Here is an 18900-nt window from a genome sequence, read left to right as displayed (position 1 = left end):
GCCCACAACCAGGCCCCGAAGCCGCGTCGCCCCCAAACCATCCGCAGGAGAAAACATGTCCAACGCCAACAACACGTCCCTTGAGCAGTACGAGGTCTGGTTCCTTACCGGCAGCCAGCACCTCTATGGCGAGGACGTCCTCAAGCAGGTCGCCGCCCAGTCCCAAGACATCGCTGACGCGCTGAACGCCTCCGCCGACGTCCCGGTGAAAATCGTCTGGAAGCCCGTGCTCACGGACTCGGACGCCATCCGCCGCACCGCCCTGGATGCCAACTCGGACGACGCCGTGATCGGCGTGACCGCGTGGATGCACACCTTCTCCCCGGCCAAGATGTGGATCCAGGGCCTGGACCTGCTCCGGAAGCCGCTCCTGCACTTGCACACCCAGGCCAACGTCGAACTGCCGTGGGCGGACATCGACTTCGACTTCATGAACCTGAACCAGGCCGCGCATGGCGACCGCGAGTTCGGCTACATCCAGTCCCGCCTCGGCATCCCGCGCAAAACCGTTGTCGGCCACGTGTCCAACCCCGAGGTGTCCCGCCAGGTCGGATCCTGGCAGCGCGCCTCGGCGGGTTGGGCGGCCGTCCGGACCCTCAAGCTGACCCGTTTCGGCGACAACATGCGCAATGTCGCCGTCACCGAAGGGGACAAGACCGAGGCCGAGTTGCGCTTCGGCGTCTCGGTCAACTCTTGGTCCGTCAATGAACTCGCCGACGCCGTGCACGGCGCGGCAGAGTCCGACGTCGACTCCCTCGTCGCCGAATACGAGCGGCTTTACGACGTGGCCCCCGAACTCCGCGCCGGCGGCCCGCGCCACGAGTCGCTGCGCTACAGCGCCCGGATCGAGCTGGGGCTCCGCAGCTTCCTGGAGGCCAACGGCTCGGCCGCCTTCACCACGTCCTTCGAAGACCTCGGCGCACTGCGCCAGCTGCCGGGCATGGCCGTCCAGCGCCTCATGGCCGACGGTTACGGATTCGGCGCCGAGGGTGACTGGAAGACTGCCATCCTGGTCCGGGCAGCCAAAGTCATGGGCGCCGGGCTCCCCGGCGGCGCCTCGCTCATGGAGGACTACACCTACCACCTCGTCCCGGGCCAGGAGAAAATCCTGGGCGCGCACATGCTGGAGGTCTGCCCGTCCCTGACCGCCGCCAAGCCGCGCGTGGAAATCCACCCGCTGGGCATCGGCGGCAAGGAAGATCCCGTCCGCATGGTCTTCGACACCGATGCCGGCCCCGGCGTCGTGGTGGCGCTGTCCGACATGCGCGACCGCTTCCGCCTCGTGGCCAACGCCGTCGACGTCGTGGACCTTGAACAGCCGCTGCCCAACCTGCCGGTGGCCCGTGCCCTCTGGTCGCCCAAGCCGGACTTCGCCACCTCCGCTGCTGCCTGGCTGACCGCCGGAGCCGCCCACCACACTGTGCTTTCCACCGCCGTCGGCATGGACGTCTTCGAGGACTTCGCCGAGATCGCCCAAACCGAACTGTTGACCATTGACGACGGCACCACCATCAGGGGCTTCAAGAAGGAACTCGCCTGGAACGCCGCCTACTACAAGCTTGCCGGCGGTCTGTGACCGGGGACGAATACGGGCTCCGGCACGGGGAGTACACCGCCGTCGTCGCCGCCCGCGGTGCAGCGGTGCGGACGCTGCAGTTCCGCGGGCGGGACCTGATCGTCCCGTTCCCGGCCGGCGGGCCCAACCCGGACTTCCGCGGCGTCATCGTGGCACCCTGGCCGAACCGGATTCCCGACGGGACGTACACCTTTGGCGGTGCGGACTACGAGCTCCCGGTCAACGAACCCGACCGGCAATGCGCCCTGCACGGCTTCACCCCGGGGCTGGAGTGGAGGCTGGAGTCCCGGACGGATTCCGCCGTGGAGTTCTCCTGCGCCATCGGGCCGGTGCCGGGCTACCCCTTCGCGTTGTCGATCACCGCCAGCTACCGGCTGGCCAGCGGGGGCCTGCACACTGACGTCACAGCAGCCAATGTGGGGCAGCGGTCCGCACCCTACGGGGTCTGTCCCCACCCGTATCTGCTGGCCGGGCCGGCGCCGCTGGACCAATGGAGCCTGGAGGTGCCGGCACGGACGTTCCTCAAGGTCACGCCGGACCGGCTGCTGCCGATCGCCACCCGGTCCGTTGAAGGACACGGATATGACTTCCGCGCGGCCCGCGTCATCGGTTCTACCAAGATCGACCATGCCTTCACCGACATGGTGTTCGACGGTGACGGGCAGGCACACGTCGTGGTCCGGGACCCGGGCGGGACCGGCGTCGGCATGGCCTGGGACCGCAGCTGCGCCTGGCTGCAGCTCTACACCGGGGATGCTGAACCGCCGCTGCCCGGCCGGCTCGGACTCGCCGTGGAACCCATGACCTGTCCGCCGGATGCCTTCAACACCGGCACGGACCTCGTGCGGCTCGGACCCGGAGCCTCGCACCGCGCGGCCTGGCGCATCTTCGCCGTGTGAGGGTCCGGCGGCGGTCCGAAGGAGATTGGCGCCGAATGTGCGTTGACTCACATGTTTCAAGAAGCTATCTTTGACCATATTGTTAGCGATAACAATCAGCCGCAGTTCCCTTGGTGGCTGAACCCCCGTTCCATTCAGACCTCCGCAATCCTCCCGCTGTTACCGCCCCGCAGGGGCACGATGACGTGCAGGACTGCGATCAGGAGCAACTTCGCGGACTATGGGTCCGCGGAAGGAGAAAATTGTGAAGATCAGGAAACTCCTGGGCGCCGTCGCGGTTGTCCTCGCTGTGACCGTAGGGGCCACAGGCTGCGGCAGCAGGCCCGGCACGGCCGCACCGGCCGCCAGCGCCGACGCCGCCGGTTCCCTCGTCGGTATCTCGATGCCGACGCAGACCTCGGAGCGGTGGATCGCCGACGGCAAGAACGTCTCGGAATCCTTGACGAAGCTCGGCTACAAAGCCGACCTGCAGTACGCCAATGATGACATCCCCACCCAGGTGTCCCAGATCGAGAACATGCTCACCAAGGGTGCCAAAGCCCTCATCGTCGCGGCCATCGACGGCACCACGCTGACCGATGTCCTCGCCAAGGCGAAGGAGCAGAACGTCAAGGTTATCGCGTACGACCGGCTCATCAACGGCACGCCGAACGTCGACTTCTACACCACCTTCGACAACTACACGGTGGGCGTCCAGCAGGCCACGTCGTTGCTGACCGGCCTGGGCCTTGTTGACGCCAGCGGCAAAAAGGTCGAAGGCAAGGGCCCGTTCAATGTGGAGCTCTTCGCCGGCAGCCCGGATGACAACAACGCCAACTTCTTCTGGACCGGCGCCATGGACACCCTCAAACCGTACCTGGACGCCGGAACCCTGAAGGTGCCCAGCGGCCAGACCAAGTTTGAGCAGGCTGCGATCCTGCGCTGGCAGGCCCCCGTGGCCCAGAAGCGCATGGAGGACATCCTCACGGCCGCCTACAGTTCCGGCACCAAGCTCAATGGCGTCCTCTCCCCGTATGACGGCCTCTCCATCGGCATCATTTCGGCCCTGACGAGCACCGGCGGCTACGCCAAGGGAAGCCTGCCGATCGTCACCGGCCAGGACGCCGAAAAGGGTTCGGTGAAGTCCATCACCGCCGGCGAGCAGTACTCCACGATCTTCAAGGACACCCGCCAGCTGGGAGCCCAGGCTGTGAAGATGGTCGACGGCCTCCTGAAGGGTCAGGAACCCGAGGTCAACGACACCAAGACCTACAACAACAAGGTCAAGGTCGTCCCTGCGTACCTGCTCAAGTCCGTCATCATCACGAATGAGAACTACAAGAAGGAACTCATCGACTCCGGTTACTACACGGCGGCCGACGTCAAGTAGCCACGTCGAAGGGTGGCGGGCCGCCGTCGAGTCCGGGCCGCCACCCTTTCCCGCAGACTCCTGCAGCCGCAGGACGTCTCAGGTACTACCAGTCAGTGAGAATTGGCGATGAACACACCCATTCTTCAAATGCGAGGAATCACCAAGACCTTCCCGGGCGTGAAGGCCCTCCAGGACGTCACTCTGCAGGTGAACCGCGGCGAAGTCCACGCCATCTGCGGTGAAAACGGCGCAGGGAAATCCACCCTGATGAAGGTCCTGTCCGGCGTCTACCCGCACAGCTCCTTCGACGGCGACATCCTCTTCGAAAACGAACCCTGCAACTTCTCCAGCATCAGCGACAGCGAGAAGCGCGGAATCGTGATCATCCACCAGGAGCTGGCACTGAGCCCTTACCTGTCCATCGCCGAGAACATCTACCTCGGCAATGAACAGGCCAACCGCGGCTGGGTGAACTGGCGCAAGACCAACCTGGAGGCCGCGAAACTCCTGGCCCGGGTGGGCCTGAGCGAAAACCCGGTCACCCCCGTCCAGCACATCAGCGTGGGCAAGCAGCAGCTCGTGGAAATCGCCAAGGCACTCTCGAAGGAGGTCAAGCTCCTTATCCTCGATGAACCGACGGCGGCCCTCAACGACGAGGACTCGAGCCACCTGCTGGACTTGATCCTGCACCTGAAGGGCCAGGGTGTCACCAGCATCATCATCAGCCACAAGCTCAACGAAATCCGCAAGGTTGCGGACGCCGTCACCATCATCCGCGACGGCAAGACGATCGAGACCCTCCGCCTGGGCGACGGCGAGATCACTCAGGAACGCATTATCCGCGGAATGGTGGGCCGGGACCTGGAAAGCCTGTATCCGGACCGGCAACCACAGATTGGCGAGGAAGTCCTGCGGATCGAGGACTGGTCCGTCCGGCACCCGCAGGACTACAGCCGGGTGGTGGTCAACAACGCCAGCCTCAACGTGCGCAAGGGGGAAGTGGTGGGGCTGGCAGGACTGATGGGTGCCGGCAGGACGGAGCTGGCCATGAGCGTCTTTGGACGGAGCTACGGCACCGCCACCTCGGGGAAGGTGTTCAAACACGGCACGGAAATCAACACTTCCACCGTCTCCGACGCCATCAGGCACGGCATCGCCTACGCCACTGAGGACCGCAAGCTCTACGGTTTGAACCTCATCGAGGACATCAAGCGGAACGTATCCATGGCGGCGCTGCGCAAGCTGGTCAAGGGCGGCTGGGTGGACAAGAACCAGGAAACCGTGGTGGCCAACGACTACCGGAAGAGCATGAATATCAAGGCCCCCTCGGTTGCCGCCGTCACGGGCAAGTTGTCCGGCGGCAACCAGCAGAAAGTGGTGCTGAGCAAGTGGATGTACTCCGATCCGGACGTGCTGATCCTCGACGAACCCACCCGCGGCATCGACGTCGGCGCGAAGTTTGAGATCTACACGATCATCGCGAAGCTGGCCGCGGAAGGAAAGGCGGTCATTGTGATCTCCTCCGAACTTCCCGAACTGCTGGGCATCTGCGACAGGATCTACACCCTCTCTGCCGGGCACATCACCGGCGAGGTCCCGATCGCCGAAGCATCACAGGAAACCCTCATGCACTACATGACCAAAGAGAAGGAATAGCGAACATGTCCGCCCTCCGAGAATCCCTGGGCTTCCTGACAAGCCGCCTCCGCCAGGTTGGCATCTTTGTCGCCCTGATCCTGATCGTCCTGCTGTTCCAGATCCTGACGGACGGGATCCTGCTGGAGCCGCAGAACGTCACCAACCTGGTGGTCCAGAACAGCTATATCCTGATCCTGGCCATCGGCATGGTGATGGTGATCATCGCCGGCCACATCGACCTGTCCGTCGGTTCGGTCGCCGGCTTCATCGGCGCCTGTGCCGGTGTCATGATCGTGCACTGGGGCTGGGAGTGGTGGCTTGCTATTCCGGCCTGCCTGCTGATCGGCGCGCTGGTGGGTGCCTGGCAGGGCTACTGGATCGCGTACGTCGGCATTCCCGCCTTCATCGTCACCCTCGCCGGGATGCTGATTTTCCGCGGCCTGACACTGATCGTTCTCAAAAACCAGCAGATCACGCCGTTCCCCGGCGAACTGCGGGCGCTGGGCGGCGGCTTCCTGCCGGACATTTCCGGCGGCACGTCGGTGCTGGAGTGGCTGACGGTCATCCTTGGCGTCGGCGCCACCCTGGCGCTGGTGATCCAGGCGGTCAAGGAACGCCGGATCCGCAAGAAGTTCGAACTCGAGAACGAACCGGTGGCCTGCTTCGCTACCAAGACCGCGTTCATTGCCCTGCTCATGCTGACCATCACCTTCCTGCTCGCCAGCTACCGGGGCACCCCAATCGTCCTGATCGTGCTGGCGGTCCTGGTGATCGTCTACACGGCCCTGATGAACAACAGCGTCTTCGGCCGGCACACCTACGCACTCGGCGGCAACCTGCACGCGGCTGAGCTGTCCGGCATCAAAACCAAGGTCGTCACCTTCCGGCTGTTCGTGAACATGGGCGTCCTTGCCGCACTGGCCGGCCTCGTGTTCACGGCCCGGCTGAACTCCGCCCAGCCGGCCGGCGGCACGGGCTTCGAACTGGACGCCATCGCGGCGGCGTTCATCGGCGGCGCCGCAGTCACAGGCGGCATCGGAACCGTGGCAGGGGCCATGATCGGCGGTCTCATCATGGGTGTCCTCAACAACGGCATGTCGATCCTGGGCCTCGGCACCGACTACCAGCAGCTCATCAAGGGCCTGGTGCTGCTCCTCGCCGTCGGCTTCGACATCTTCAACAAGAACCGCAGCGGCAAGGGCGGTGGGATCTCGATCATCGAGCGTCTCAAGCTGAAAACCCCGCCCGCGGCTGATGTCGACGCCGGGAAGCCGGCGGCAGAGCATCCGGTCCCGGTAGCGGCCGGAAAGTAGCACGGGATACTCCAGACTGCTGCGACCGGGGCCGGCCTCCAAGAGGCCGGCCCCGGTCGGACGTTTATTGCGGGTCTTTGCTGGGCCGCTACCGGGCCGCCGATTGCGCCGTCTGGTCTTCCGCGGCGGCGGCCGGTTCGCCGGCGATGATGGCGTCGACTTCAGCCTTTTCCTTGGCCCCCCAGGTTTCGCGGGTGTTCAGCCGGCGTGGTCGTTGCCGAGTGCGATTTTCATGGGTCTCCTTCGTGCGGGACTGAGTGCAAGACGTTCAGGCGGGGTGTTGCGGGTTTGGTTATGCCGGTACTTCATCGCGCCATGGAATCGATTCCATGGCGCCGGGGCGCGTCACGGCGACAGCGGAGGCATGGCTGGCGTGGAGCATTGCCGCAGGCAGCTCGCGGTCGCTGCCGGCGAGGGATGCGGCGAGGTAGCCCACGAACGTGTCGCCGGCTCCGGTGGTGTCCCTGGCGTCCACTTTCGTCGCCGGCACATGCACGGGACTGCCGTCAACGACGGTGAAGGATCCTTCCGCGCCGGCGGTGCACACGATGGCCGGCCCCAGGACGGGCGGGAGCGACGTGACCAGGTCCCGGTGGTTTCCTTGGATTCCGGCCAGGCCGGTGAGACCGGCGAGAACCTGGATTTCCTGTTCGTTCACCACCAGGAGGTCGACGTCCTCGAGCAGCGCCTCGATCTGCCGGGGGCCGGGGCGGCGTTGAGGATGACGAATGCCCCGCGATTCTTCGCGGTCCGAGCGGCCTGCCGGACCAGCGCCGTCGGGATTTCCAGCTGCAGGACCAGGACGTCGCCGGCCTGGACGGCGGCGAGTCCCGCTTCGACGTCGGCGGCGGTAAGCCCGGCGTTTGCGCCCGGACTCACGATGATCTGGTTTTCGCCCTGGTCATCGACCGCGATGACCGCCGTTCCGGTGGCGGCGGTGCCGCTGACCCGAACGTAGCCGGCATCGATGCCGGCCTCGGCGAGGACCTCAAGAATCCGCCGGCCATGGGCGTCGTCGCCGACGGCGCCGGTGAACGTCACCGCGGCGCCGGCCCGGACAGGGGGCGGAATTGAGGGGCGCTGCCGTCACGATGACGTTGGTCCCGGTGGAACGGAGCGCGCGCGCCTGGGCGTTGGGGTGGAAGTCCAGCTGGGTGACGGCGGCGGCCACCCTCTGGCGGGACTCGGCGGAGGTTGCCGGGTTTCCGGAGAGCACCCTGGACGCCGTGGCGGGGGAGGCGCCGGCCAGTGCCGCCACGTCCTTGATGGTGATGGATGGTCCCGTCACTGCTGCCGCCTCTCGCGCTCAAACCAAATCATGGAATCGATTCCATGGAATCGTTCACTCGCCGTGGACGGCGGCCTGGCGCTCCTCGGACCGGTTCAAATAGGCCAGCAGCAGCGCGCCGGCTTGGTCCAGGTCTCCGGCTTCCAGGGCGGTGCAGATTTCCTCGTTGTCCGGCAGGTAGCCCCGGTAGAAGTGCGCGTCAACGGTGGCCTTGTGGAAGAACAGCCGCATCTCGGCCAGCACCTGGGACATGATCGTGTCCAGGCGCCGGCTGCCTGCCAGGGCCACGATCGCGCCATGGAAATGCTGGTTGGCGCTGCCCAGGCCCTCCTCGTCATTGGCGGCGGCGGCGGCTTTGCCCTCTTCAACGGCAGCGCGGACCGCGGCCACGCGCTCCGGGCTCCCGCCGCCGCGGATCGCACTGACTTCAATGGCGCGGCGCACGGTGTAGACGTCGTGGATGTCGCCGGCCTCGAGTCTGGCCACGAAGACGCCGCGGTTGGGGTGCCGGACCACCAGGCGCTCGGCCGCCAGTTCGGCGAAGGCCTCGCGGACCGTGTTGCGGGAGACGCCCAGCTCTTCGGCGATGGTCGACTCCGTGAGCCGGGCTCCCGGCAGGAGCAGGCCCTCCGCCAGTTGCAGGCGCAGCTCGGCCGCCACCCGGTCCGCCACGGACGGGACGGCCACGCGCAGCCGCGCCGCAGCTGCGCCGAGGGCGGAGCCGGCAGCTGCATCGGGAGTGGTCATAGTGCCGAATCTACACGATTGTCCCAATGTTGAATCGTCGGATTGTTGAACAATCCGTGAAATTGATGCATCCTAGTAGGGGGCTATCATGAGACGAGGATCACAAATGGCAACCATTGACCTGAACAGCGACGTTGGCGAGTCCTTCGGCCGCTGGACCCTGGGCGACGACTCGGCGATGTTCCGCTCGGTCTCCAGCGCCAACGTGGCGTGCGGATTCCATGCGGGCGACCCGAGCGTCATCCGCCGGACCTGCCGCGAGGCGATTGGCGCCGGCGTCGTGATCGGCGCCCACGTCGGCTACCGCGATCTCGCCGGCTTCGGCCGCCGCTTCCTGGACATCGACCCGATCGAACTGGCCGACGACGTCGTCTACCAGATCGGTGCCCTGCAGGCGCTGGCCGCCGTCGAGGGCGGCACGGTTAAGTACGTCAAGCCGCACGGCGGCCTCTACAACGCGATCGTCTCGCACACCGCCCAGGCGAAGGCCGTTGTCGACGCCGTGAAATCCGTTGACCCGAACCTGCCCATCCTGGGCCTGCCGGGCTCGGAAGTGCTGCGCCTGGCCGAGGCCGCCGGCCTCCGCGCGGTGACCGAAGCCTTCGCGGACCGGGCCTACAACCCGGACGGCACCCTCGTGTCCCGCACGCTCCCCGGAGCCGTGCTGGAGGACCCCGCTCTCGTCACTGAGCATGTCCTCCGGATGGCCACCGATTCCGCCATCCGCACCATCGACGGCTCCATCCTGAAAATCCGCGCCGAAAGCATCTGCGTGCACGGTGACTCCCCGGGGGCCGTCGCCATGGCCGCTGCCGTCCGCGAAGCGCTCAACGCCGCGGACATCACCATCGCCGCCTTCGTCTAGGCCGCAGCTTCACCGCTTCACACCCCGGTTCCGCCGGGACCACCCGCACTTAAACCCAAGCAACAGGCAGCACCCCGCACACCTGGAGGAAACCATGACTGCAGCACCGCATCAGGCCACCCCGGCCGCCGGCAAGAGGAAGCTCCCGCCCGGCGCCCTCAAGGCCTACGTCGCGAGCCTCACCGGCACCTCGCTGGAGTACTACGACTTCGCGATCTACTCCGTGGCCTCGGCCCTGGTGTTCCCCAAAGTCTTCTTCCCGGGCAACGACGAATTCGTCGGGCTGCTGCTGTCCTTCTCGACCTTTGCCGTGGGCTACCTCGCCCGTCCCATCGGTGGCGTGATCTTCGGGCGGCTCGGTGACAAGATCGGCCGCAAGAACGTCCTCGTGACCACCCTGCTGCTCATCGGCATCGCAACCGTGCTGATCGGCGTGCTGCCCGGCTACGCCGCCATCGGCCTGGCCGCCCCCACCATCCTGGTGCTCCTGCGCCTGGCGCAGGGAATCGGCGTTGGCGGCGAATGGGGCGGCGCCGTGCTGCTCTCGAGCGAATTCGGCGACCCCCGCAAGCGAGGCTTCTGGTCCTCCGCCGCACAGATCGGTCCGCCCGCCGGCAACCTGATGGCCAACGGCGTCCTTGCCGTGCTGGCCGCGACGCTCAGCAACGAAGACTTCCTCTCCTGGGGCTGGCGTGTAGCCTTCCTCGCCTCGGCCATCCTGGTGGTCTTCGGCCTGCTGATCCGGCTGAAGCTCGAGGAAACGCCCGTCTTCAAGGCCATCAAGGCCCACGGCGAACAGGCCAAGGCCCCCATCAAGGATGTCTTCACCAAGGAACCGCGCGCCCTCGTCTCGGCCGCCCTGTGCCGTGTCGGCCCGGACGTGCTGTACTCCCTGCTCACCGTCTTTATGGCCGTCTACGCCACCAAAGAGCTGGGCATGACCACCAGCAACGTCCTCAGCGCCATCCTGATCGGCTCCGCATTCCAGCTGGTCCTGATCCCGGCGGCGGGCGCCCTCACGGACCGCGTCAACCGCCGCCTCGTTTACGGCGTCGCCGCCGTCGGAACGGCCGCATACATCCCGCTGTTCTTCCTCATGATCCAGGGCAAGTCGGTCTTCATGCTGACCGTCGGCATTGTGATCGGACTGGCGTTCCACGCCTTCATGTACGGCCCGCAGGCTGCCTACATCACCGAACAGTTCCCGGCCCGGTTGCGCTATGCCGGCAGCTCGCTGGCCTACACCCTGGCCGGCGTGATCGGCGGCGCCGTCGCACCGCTGGTCTTCACCGCCCTCTTCGCCGTCAGCGGCAACTGGTTCCTGATCGCCGGCTACCTCGCGGTCGCCTCGATCGTGACGGTGATCGGACTGGCCATTGGGCGCAACCCGCAGCCCGAGGAAGAAGAGCGGCTCCTGCAAGATGCCCGCGCCTGAGCGGCGCGGATCCTGTTCACCGGCACAATGATTGAGGCAACTCGTGATTGAGACAGCAGGGGAACCCCTGAAGGTACAAGCCGCCGCAGCAGGCGAAACCGCAGTTCACAAGGTCCGCTCCGTGCGGGCCGTGGGGACGCGCGCGGTCCTCGCTGAGCTCTCCGGCACCCTGGACGTGCTCGCCCTGCAGGCACTGCTCCTCGAGAAACCGCTGCCGGGCCAGCAGGACATCCTGGCCGCGGCCGAGACCGTCCTGGTCAAGGCCGAATCCCCGGCCTCGGCCCGGCGCATCGCCGCCCGCCTGATGCAGCTCGACCTCACCGCACCCGTCCAGCGCGACGGCGAGCTGGTGTTCATTGACACCGTGTACGACGGCGAGGACCTCGCCGAAGTCGGACGGCTCACCGGCCTGGGAACCGACGGCGTGATCGCCGCCCACTCCGGGCAGATCTGGACCGTGGCCTTCGCCGGCTTCGCCCCCGGCTTCGGGTACATGATCGGGGAGAACCAGCAGCTGGAAGTGCCGCGCCGCAGCTCGCCCCGCACCGCAGTTCCCGCGGGGTCCGTGGCGCTGGCCGGCAACTACTCGGCCGTGTACCCGCGCCGTTCCCCGGGCGGCTGGCAGCTGATCGGGCGCACCAACGCCAAGATGTGGGACCTGGACCGGGAGCCGCCCGCCCTGGCCGCCCCCGGCCACCGGGTGCAGTTCCGTCCGGTCCGGGATGCACTCGCGCTAGCGGCCGAGCCAGTAGCGGAGCCCGCTGTCGAGCCGGCCGCGGCGCCTGCGGCCGAGGGCACCGCGCCGGAACCGGTTGCCGGGCAGGATGTCACGGCCGGGATCCGGATCGTTTCGCCGGGCCTTCAGAGCCTGATCCAGGACCTCGGCCGGGACGGCCACTCCGGGCTGGGCGTCTCCGCCGCCGGCGCGCTGGACCGGGCCTCGCTGCGCCGGGCCAACCGCCTCGTCGGCAACGCCCTCGGCGCAGCCGGCATCGAGACCGTCGCGGGCGGACTCAAGGTCCAGGCCGTGGGGGACCAGGTCCTCGCCGTCGCCGGGGCGCCGTCGGAATTGAGTATCGCGTCCGCACCGGACGATGCCGGCGATACGTGGCAGCGCACCGTGCCGGTGGCGACTCCCTTTGCGCTGCTCGACGGCGAAACGCTCAGCATCGGTGCGCCGCACAGCGGCTTCCGCAGCTACCTCGCGGTCCGCGGCGGGGTGGATGCCGCCCCGGTACTGGGCAGCCGCTCCACGGACACCATGTCCGGGATCGGTCCTGCGCCCCTGGCCGCCGGGCAGCAACTGGGCGCCGGCGGAGAAGCCGAGACGGGCGTCGTCGGAAATCCCGAACTGCAGCCGGACTACCCGGGCGCCGGGGTGACCGTCCTCGACGTCGTCCCCGGCCCCCGCGCCGACTGGTTCGATCAGGCGGCACTGGACTCCTTCACCGCCCAGGACTGGGCCGTGCTGCCGCAGTCCAACCGCGTCGGCATGCGGCTGGACGGTACGCCGCTGCAGCGCAGCCGCCAGGGCGAACTGCCCAGCGAAGGCACCGTCGCCGGCGCCCTGCAGGTCCCGCCGGAGGGCTTGCCCGTGCTCTTCCTGGCCGACCATCCGATCACCGGCGGCTACCCGGTGATCGCCGTGGTGGTCGACTCCCAGCTGGACCTCGCCGCCCAGGTCCCGATCGGCGGCAGGATCCGCTTCCGCTGGGCCGAATCCGCCACCACCGAGCACCCCACCGAACACGGCACTACTGAACACGCCACCACCACAGAAGAAGCGAGTAACTGATGCGCAAGGTCCTGATCGCCAACCGTGGAGAAATCGCGGTCCGCATAGCCCGGGCCTGCGACGACGCGCAGCTGGCGTCCGTCGCTGTCTACGCCGACATCGATGCCGACGCCCTGCACGTCTCGGCCGCGGATGAGGCGTTCAGCCTGGACGGCAACTCGCCCGCGGACACGTACCTGAACATCCCCAAGCTCCTCGCCGTGGCGGCCCAGTCCGGTGCGGACGCCGTCCACCCCGGCTACGGCTTCCTCTCCGAGAACGCCGACTTTGCCCAGGCCGTCCTCGACGCCGGGCTGACCTGGATCGGTCCGACGCCGGACGCGATCCGGCTGCTCGGCAACAAGATCACGGCCCGCGACGCGGCCGTCCGGGCCGGCGCACCCCTGGTGGCCGGCAGCGACGGTCCCGTCGACACGGCGGCCGAGGCCCGCGCTTTCGCCGAAGAGCATGGCCTGCCGATCGCCATCAAGGCCGCCTTCGGCGGCGGCGGCCGCGGCATGAAGGTGGTCCGGGTCATCGACGAGGTCGAGGAAGCCTTCGACTCCGCCGTCCGGGAAGCCGTTGCCGCCTTCGGGCGGGGCGAGTGCTTCGTGGAGCGCTACCTGGACCGTCCGCGCCACGTCGAGGCGCAGGTCCTGGCGGACGCGCACGGCAACGTCGTGGTCGTCGGAACCCGCGACTGCTCCCTGCAGCGCCGGCACCAGAAGCTCCTGGAAGAGGCCCCCGCGCCGTTCCTGACCGACGAGCAGACCGCCCTGATCTACGACGCCGCCAAGGCCGTCTGCCGGGAAGCGGGCTACTCCGGCGCCGGCACAGTGGAATTCCTCGTCGCGGCGGACGGCACCGTGGCCTTCCTGGAGGTCAATACCCGGCTCCAGGTGGAGCACCCCATCACCGAGGAAACCACGGGGATCGACCTCGTCCAGGAACAGTTCCGGATCGCCGCGGGCGAGCCGCTGCGCCTGGTCGAAGACCCGGCACCGCGCGGACACGCCTTCGAGTTCCGGCTTAACGCCGAGGACGTGGGCCGCGGCTTCCTGCCCTCGCCCGGCACCATCGGCGAATTCGCCGGCCCCACCGGCCCGGGCATCCGCCTCGACACCGGCGTCCGCTCCGGGTCCTTCGTCGCGCCGCAGTTCGATTCCCTGCTCGCGAAGCTGATCGTCACCGGCGCGGACCGCCAGCAGGCCCTGCGCCGTGCCCGCCGGGCCCTCGCCGAAATGCGGATCACCGGCGTCGCCACCGTGCTGCCCTTCCACCGGGCCGTGCTGGAATCCCCGGACTTCACCTCCGAGGACGGCCTCGGGATCCACACCCGCTGGATCGAAACCGACTTCGCGGACAGCATCCCTGCCGATCCCGACTACAGCACCACCGCGCCCGACGGCGAACGCCGCACCATCACTGTCGACGTGGACGGCAGGCGCCTCGCCGTCGGCCTTCCGGCCGATCTGCTGGACGCCTGGGCCCGCTCTGGCAGTTCAGCGCCCGCCGGGGTGTCGGTAGCGTCCGACGGCGGTGCCGCCGCCGGCGACCCGGGGGAGCTGCGCGCGGACATGGCAGGGACAGTCGTGAAATGGCTCGTCGAGCCGGGAGCCGAAGTCTCGGCCGGGGACCCGGTGGTGGTCCTTGAGGCCATGAAGATGGAAACCCAGGTCTCCGCGCACCGGGACGGCACCGTCACCGACGTCCGCACCAAAGCGGGCGGGGTTGTCACGGCCGGCGCGGTGCTCGCGCTGATCGGGTAGCCGTTTTCCGGCAGTGTTGGGGCCGTTTCCGCCGGCGGAAGCGGCCCTTTTTCCCTGCGTGTTTGGCTATCTGGGCCGCGCCGCCAGGGCGGACGCCAGAGCGGTGGCGGAGCCGGGACTGCTGTCGATCCGCCAGTCTGTTTCCTTGTTGAAGTTGAACCAGACCACTGCTGTGACATCGGGCTGGGCAGCCAGATAGCTGATCAAGGCAGTGTTCCAGTCGGCTTTGGACCCGCCTTGTTCGGCCGATGAAGTCTCTGCCACGAGCACGTGTTTGCCTGGGGCAAGCCGTCTCAGTTCGGACAGGCCCGGGCCGAAGAGCTCCGATGGCCAAAGCCAGCTGCTCCAGGCTGCTGATGTACCCCAGTTGTAACCGTCGAGGGCCACTTCATCCACGTAAGCGGAGCCCGGATACAGCCCGTCGAGCGGGGTTGACCCCCAATATGGAACGTTGGGATTCCAGACCCAAGAGATGTTGGAGGCGCCGGTAGCAGCAACGACGTCATGGACGTGCCGCCACGCCGCAGCGTAATCGCCGGGTCCGTTTCCGTTGACTCCCTCAGACCAGGGGTACCAGTTGCCGTTCATTTCGTGCCCGAAGCGCACCATCACTGGATGCCCCCAGGCTGCCAGCGCCTGGCCCCACTGCCGCAAGTAGGGGTCGAAGTTGCCGGCCGTAATGCGGTCCAGGGCATAGGCCGGCTGATCGGTTCCGCCGCCCCAAGCCCAGGGCTCCCAGGTCAGCAGGGCTACGGCGCCTCGGCTGCGAACAGCATCCAGCTCCGTGATGGGCGGGCCTTGATTGAAGTCCTTGTAGGACAGAATGACCGACGGCGCCTCCCCGGCGAGGGACGCGGCCCCGTCCAATTCCGCTTGGGCCAGCGGCCCGCCGGGGGTGCCGACGCCGAAGCGCAGCGGCGAGCTGCTGATGACGGGGGGCAAAGGTTCCGCCACCGGCGCGGCAGCCACGACCGTAAAGCCCGTCGACGCCTTGACGGTGCCGGATACGGCTTGGACGTCAAGGACCGGCTGGGACGTTTGCGGGATAACGACGTCGGCGGTGAAGCCTCCAGAGGCACTGACCTTGAAGGCGACGGAACTGGCCCCGGCGCTCACAGTTCCGGAGCCCTTCTTGGGAAAACCGGTGCCGGTGACGGTGACCGCGGTTCCGGCCGGGCCCTTGGCCGGGCTGAGGCTAAGGGACGGGGAGGCGGCCTGGGCGGGTACCGCCGCGAGGGACAGGCTGAACGCCATGAGGACAAGAACGCAGGCCAGGCTTAGCAGCGGCTTCATCGTGGCTCCTTGGCCGGGCCCCGGCCAAGCGGGGCATCCTGACGGAACGCGGCTTGCCTACGGAAGCCACAATATCCAGTGTCCGTCAGGACGGTTCCGCTCCGGGGTCAAACGAAGCAGGAAATCCCGAGGATTGTCCAAGGATTCCGCTCAGTCGCGCAGCGGGGACTTTGACAGGATCCAGGTGTTCGTCCCGTCCTGGYGCTTGAATGTCACGGTGGTGACCAGGGCCCGAATAAGGGCGAGCCCGCGCCCTGATTCAGCCTCGCCGTCGGGCATGGCGGCGTCAGTGTCAATGGGGTCGGGGCAGACGGCATTGAAGGCACTGACCCGGGCCTCCAGCCTGACGGACGTAGCGCTGATGTCGACCCCGAGTTCCACGGGCTTCGTGGATTCGGGAACGGCGTGCTGCACCACATTGCTGGCAGCTTCGATCACGGCCGTGGCGAACGTCATGCGGTCCAGGTCCGGAACGAAGGAAGCGTCATCCCACAGTTTGTCGAGCTCGGTATGCACGGCCTCAATGGCTTCCGGAAGTGCCGTCTGGCGGAGCGTCCGCCGGGCGAGAATGTCAGTCATCCCCGAAAGCTTCAGCCGCGGAGGGGTACGACGTCAGGACTTTGTCCATGCTCGTAAGGCCCAGGACCATTTGAACCTGGGGCTGGACGGCCGCGATCCGAAGGTCGCCGCCGGCTTGCCGGGCGGCCTTGAGGCACCCGATGAGCGCTCCAAGCCCGGACGAGTCCATGAACGCTGTCGCTTCGAGGTTGATCACGATCCGGGCCGAGCCCGAAGCGACAACTTCCGCCACCATTTCCCGCAGTTTCGGCGCCGACACCATGTTGAGCCGGCCGGCGGCTGTTATCTCGGCGTAGCTGTCTTTCACTTCATAGCTCAGGTCCACGGAGGGCCCTTTCGGTGGAGGTCTCGTTGCTGGTGTCGGGGTCATCGCCGGAACCGCCGGCAGAGTATCCGCGGTACAGGACGGCCCGCACCAGGATGCTCATGACGATCAGGTCAAACACCACCCAGAATACGTTGACGAGTGTGCCGATCGGCTCGGACATTCCGGCAACGAGCCGCCCAATCCCAACAGCCGACGCGATGAACAGTACGACCGACACGGCGATCTGTGGGCGGATCAGGCCCCATCGTGGACCTCCAGACTGGCGGTCCTTGGGCGTGACGGCGAAGCCGAGGGGATGCCCGAACCAGACGTTCCGGGCCGCCGTCGTACATGCTTTGATCCAGGTGGGGAACAGGGCGAGGCTGTACTGCTGACCGCGCCAGGTGGGGATGCCTCTGCCGGCAACGGCAAAGAGGATCTGGTTGACCACCATGAACGGAATGAATCTCAGGAAGAAGTCGGCGCTCAGGCTGGTGACGGGCAGGATCCCGAAGAGCAGGTAAATGATCGGCGCGGCGAAGTAGACGACGGCGGCGAAGCCGCTGAGGTAGGTCCACATCGTTGCGAAGTACATGAGCCGCTGGCCCAGCTTCAGCCCGCGCTGAAGGAGCGGGTTCTCCCGCAGAAACACCTGGATGGTGCCCTGGGCCCAGCGCAGGCGCTGGGTCAGCATGGTGCCGATGTCTTCCGGTGCCAGCCCGTAGGCCAGGACCTCGTGGTGGTAGACGCTTTGCCATCCCATGGCGTGCATGCGCATGGAAGTCGCCATGTCCTCCGTCACGGAAATCGTGGCCAGCGGCATGACCGGCTGGGCCTCGTCGGTCCGTTCCACCGATAACGCGTCCAGCACCGCCTGCACGGACTCGATTGCCCCAAGGGGAGACCAGTCCCGGGCCGCCATGCGCTGCACAGCATCATCGGTCACCACGGGCACTCCGGCGTCACCGAGCTCCACCGGCGCCATCGCGGCAATTTCCTTCAGGTCGGCCTGAAGTGCGGACACATCGGCCAGCACCAGCGCCTGGACGGCCTGGTCCACCCGGCGTCGTGCCCGGTACGTGATTTCGCTGAGTGAGTCGCCGGCGTCGAGCCGGCGGCGGGCCTCTTCGGTTGCCGCTTCGACCTCGTCGAGGGTGTGCTGAATCAGCAAGGATTCGCCGGTTGCCGCTTTGCGTGCCTTGCGGATAGCCGCCCGGGATGCGCTGAGGGCGCGCCGGATACTCTTCTCGGTTTCCTTGACGTACCCCGACAGTCCCAGCTGCATGAGGGCCTCCCTGCGGAGGATGGCGTTGGAGCCGCAAAAAAAGGCAGCGTTCCAGCCGTCCTTGCCCTGCTGGATGGGGCCGTAGAACAAGGGTGCCTGGCTGCCCAGGGGATCGTCGGCCGGGACGTTGCTGAAATATTGGGGCGTCTGGACGAGGGCGACTTTGCGGTTGTTGAAGTAGCCCAGGGTCTTGTCCAGAATGTCCGGTTCGGGGATCTGATCCGCGTCGAGAATGAGCAGGAACTCGCCCTCGGTTTGCATCAGGGCGTTGTTCAGATTCCCCGCTTTCGCGTGCCGGGGCATCCCGCTCCATTCCGCGCTTCGGGTCACGTACCCCAGTCCGCTCGCCGTGGCCAGTTGCCGGAGCGCGGGCCTGTCACCATCGTCAAGTATCCAGGTGCTGTGCGGGTGCCGGATCTTTTGGGCGGCAAGCGCCGTCGTCATCACCAGTTCCAGCGGCTCGTTGTACGTCGTAATGAAAACGTCAACCGTGGCGTCCGCGGGGGCCGGTGCCGGCGGTGTGCGGGACTTTAGCCGCCAGACTGTCATTCCGAAGAGCAGCACGTCGATCAGGCTGTAGGTCTCGGCGGCGACCAGCGGCACGGCGATCCACCACGCGTCCCAGTTCAGTGACGCCAGCCAGCGCCAGGCCACGTAGTTGACGCCGGCCAGCAACGTCAGGAGCACGAGGAGCCGTACCCCGAAGAGCTGCACGGCGCTCCCGGAGCGTTGCTGTGGCGCGTCGGCGCCGTCCGGGTCTGGGCAGCGCGGCGTTTCGGTC

The 18900-nt window shown here is 67.1% G+C and carries 17 protein-coding genes; 9 read left to right on the top strand and 8 right to left on the bottom strand.

Translation table 11 applies throughout. The features are described 5' to 3' along the window. Positions 1–55 precede the first annotated feature (55 nt). The 5 genes from araA to mmsB all read left to right on the top strand — a co-directional run bounded on the left by araA (position 56) and on the right by mmsB (position 6777). Positions 56–1576 carry an L-arabinose isomerase gene (gene araA, locus AC1D1W_RS01585; RefSeq protein ID WP_476942762.1) on the top strand — a complete coding sequence of 507 codons (1521 nt, stop codon included), beginning with the start codon at positions 56–58 and terminating at the stop codon, positions 1574–1576. Beyond that, positions 1573–2475 (top strand): aldose 1-epimerase family protein, encoded by a 903-nt coding sequence (locus tag AC1D1W_RS01580; RefSeq protein WP_476942761.1) that lies wholly within the window; start codon positions 1573–1575, stop codon positions 2473–2475. Before araA ends, AC1D1W_RS01580 begins: the two co-directional genes overlap by 4 nt. Positions 2476–2719: 244 nt before the next feature. Beyond that, the gene (gene chvE, locus AC1D1W_RS01575; RefSeq protein WP_368859392.1) at positions 2720–3844 is read left to right on the top strand and encodes a multiple monosaccharide ABC transporter substrate-binding protein; all 1125 of its coding nucleotides are present in this window, start codon (positions 2720–2722) and stop codon (positions 3842–3844) included. Between the two features lie 108 nt (positions 3845–3952). After that, entirely contained in the window at positions 3953–5482 is a 1530-nt protein-coding gene (mmsA, locus tag AC1D1W_RS01570; protein WP_459383514.1) for a multiple monosaccharide ABC transporter ATP-binding protein, read from the top strand. 5 nt (positions 5483–5487) lie between these two features. Next, positions 5488–6777, top strand: coding sequence for a multiple monosaccharide ABC transporter permease (gene mmsB / locus AC1D1W_RS01565; RefSeq protein ID WP_476942760.1), 1290 nt, complete (start codon positions 5488–5490; stop codon positions 6775–6777). A gap of 292 nt (positions 6778–7069) precedes the next feature. Here mmsB and AC1D1W_RS01560 read toward each other — a convergent pair whose 3' ends face one another. Genes AC1D1W_RS01560 through AC1D1W_RS01545 form a run of 4 tightly spaced genes read right to left on the bottom strand, consistent with a single transcriptional unit; the run spans position 7070 to position 8812 of the window. Then, the gene (locus AC1D1W_RS01560; protein WP_476942759.1) at positions 7070–7438 is read right to left on the bottom strand and encodes a PfkB family carbohydrate kinase; all 369 of its coding nucleotides are present in this window, start codon (positions 7436–7438) and stop codon (positions 7070–7072) included. After that, a complete protein-coding gene (locus AC1D1W_RS01555) occupies positions 7432–7818 on the bottom strand; it encodes a PfkB family carbohydrate kinase (protein ID WP_476942758.1) in 387 nt (128 codons plus the stop codon). Before AC1D1W_RS01555 ends, AC1D1W_RS01560 begins: the two co-directional genes overlap by 7 nt. Further along, positions 7766–8065 carry a LacI family DNA-binding transcriptional regulator gene (locus tag AC1D1W_RS01550; RefSeq protein ID WP_243178203.1) on the bottom strand — a complete coding sequence of 100 codons (300 nt, stop codon included), beginning with the start codon at positions 8063–8065 and terminating at the stop codon, positions 7766–7768. The genes AC1D1W_RS01555 and AC1D1W_RS01550 overlap by 53 nt, the downstream gene beginning before the upstream one ends. 54 nt (positions 8066–8119) lie before the next feature. Next, the gene (locus AC1D1W_RS01545; protein ID WP_476942757.1) at positions 8120–8812 is read right to left on the bottom strand and encodes a GntR family transcriptional regulator; all 693 of its coding nucleotides are present in this window, start codon (positions 8810–8812) and stop codon (positions 8120–8122) included. A gap of 106 nt (positions 8813–8918) precedes the next feature. Here AC1D1W_RS01545 and AC1D1W_RS01540 point away from each other — a divergent pair, with 106 nt between their 5' ends. The 4 genes from AC1D1W_RS01540 (at position 8919) to AC1D1W_RS01525 (ending at position 14655) form a co-directional block, all read left to right on the top strand. Further along, positions 8919–9677 carry a LamB/YcsF family protein gene (locus tag AC1D1W_RS01540; protein ID WP_476942756.1) on the top strand — a complete coding sequence of 253 codons (759 nt, stop codon included), beginning with the start codon at positions 8919–8921 and terminating at the stop codon, positions 9675–9677. 94 nt (positions 9678–9771) lie between these two features. Continuing rightward, positions 9772–11112: an MFS transporter gene (locus AC1D1W_RS01535; RefSeq protein WP_243178206.1), complete on the top strand. Its 1341-nt coding sequence runs from the start codon at positions 9772–9774 to the stop codon at positions 11110–11112. Between the two features lie 46 nt (positions 11113–11158). Continuing rightward, on the top strand, positions 11159–12907 hold the full coding sequence (locus AC1D1W_RS01530) for a 5-oxoprolinase subunit B/C family protein (protein WP_476942816.1): 1749 nt from the start codon (positions 11159–11161) through the stop codon (positions 12905–12907). Continuing rightward, positions 12907–14655 (top strand): acetyl/propionyl/methylcrotonyl-CoA carboxylase subunit alpha, encoded by a 1749-nt coding sequence (locus AC1D1W_RS01525; RefSeq protein WP_243178207.1) that lies wholly within the window; start codon positions 12907–12909, stop codon positions 14653–14655. Before AC1D1W_RS01530 ends, AC1D1W_RS01525 begins: the two co-directional genes overlap by 1 nt. A gap of 66 nt (positions 14656–14721) precedes the next feature. On the opposite strand, the gene AC1D1W_RS01520 is transcribed toward AC1D1W_RS01525, so the two are convergent. The 4 genes from AC1D1W_RS01520 to AC1D1W_RS01505 all read right to left on the bottom strand — a co-directional run bounded on the left by AC1D1W_RS01520 (position 14722) and on the right by AC1D1W_RS01505 (position 18833). Then, positions 14722–15948, bottom strand: a complete 1227-nt coding sequence (locus AC1D1W_RS01520; RefSeq protein ID WP_476942755.1) for a glycosyl hydrolase — start codon at positions 15946–15948, stop codon at positions 14722–14724. A gap of 150 nt (positions 15949–16098) precedes the next feature. Beyond that, positions 16099–16527: an ATP-binding protein gene (locus AC1D1W_RS01515; RefSeq protein WP_476942754.1), complete on the bottom strand. Its 429-nt coding sequence runs from the start codon at positions 16525–16527 to the stop codon at positions 16099–16101. Next, a complete protein-coding gene (locus AC1D1W_RS01510) occupies positions 16520–16852 on the bottom strand; it encodes an STAS domain-containing protein (RefSeq protein ID WP_079552596.1) in 333 nt (110 codons plus the stop codon). Before AC1D1W_RS01510 ends, AC1D1W_RS01515 begins: the two co-directional genes overlap by 8 nt. Next, positions 16836–18833 carry a glycosyltransferase family 2 protein gene (locus AC1D1W_RS01505; RefSeq protein ID WP_476942815.1) on the bottom strand — a complete coding sequence of 666 codons (1998 nt, stop codon included), beginning with the start codon at positions 18831–18833 and terminating at the stop codon, positions 16836–16838. The genes AC1D1W_RS01510 and AC1D1W_RS01505 overlap by 17 nt, the downstream gene beginning before the upstream one ends. Positions 18834–18900: the final 67 nt, after the last annotated feature.

The sequence above is a fragment of the Arthrobacter sp. P1_B4 genome, from assembly GCF_056406555.1.
The sequence above is the reverse complement of the archived record's forward strand: the minus strand, read 5'-3'. Positions and strand labels throughout refer to the sequence as shown.

Coding starts and splice junctions, on each gene's coding strand:
- araA (WP_476942762.1), top strand. CDS start 56: ATGTCCAACGCCAACAACACGTCCCTTGAGCAGTACGAGGTCTGGTTC.
- mmsA (WP_459383514.1), top strand. CDS start 3,953: ATGAACACACCCATTCTTCAAATGCGAGGAATCACCAAGACCTTCCCG.
- mmsB (WP_476942760.1), top strand. CDS start 5,488: ATGTCCGCCCTCCGAGAATCCCTGGGCTTCCTGACAAGCCGCCTCCGC.
- AC1D1W_RS01545 (WP_476942757.1), bottom strand. CDS start 8,812: ATGACCACTCCCGATGCAGCTGCCGGCTCCGCCCTCGGCGCAGCTGCG.
- AC1D1W_RS01540 (WP_476942756.1), top strand. CDS start 8,919: ATGGCAACCATTGACCTGAACAGCGACGTTGGCGAGTCCTTCGGCCGC.
- AC1D1W_RS01535 (WP_243178206.1), top strand. CDS start 9,772: ATGACTGCAGCACCGCATCAGGCCACCCCGGCCGCCGGCAAGAGGAAG.
- AC1D1W_RS01525 (WP_243178207.1), top strand. CDS start 12,907: ATGCGCAAGGTCCTGATCGCCAACCGTGGAGAAATCGCGGTCCGCATA.
- AC1D1W_RS01520 (WP_476942755.1), bottom strand. CDS start 15,948: ATGAAGCCGCTGCTAAGCCTGGCCTGCGTTCTTGTCCTCATGGCGTTC.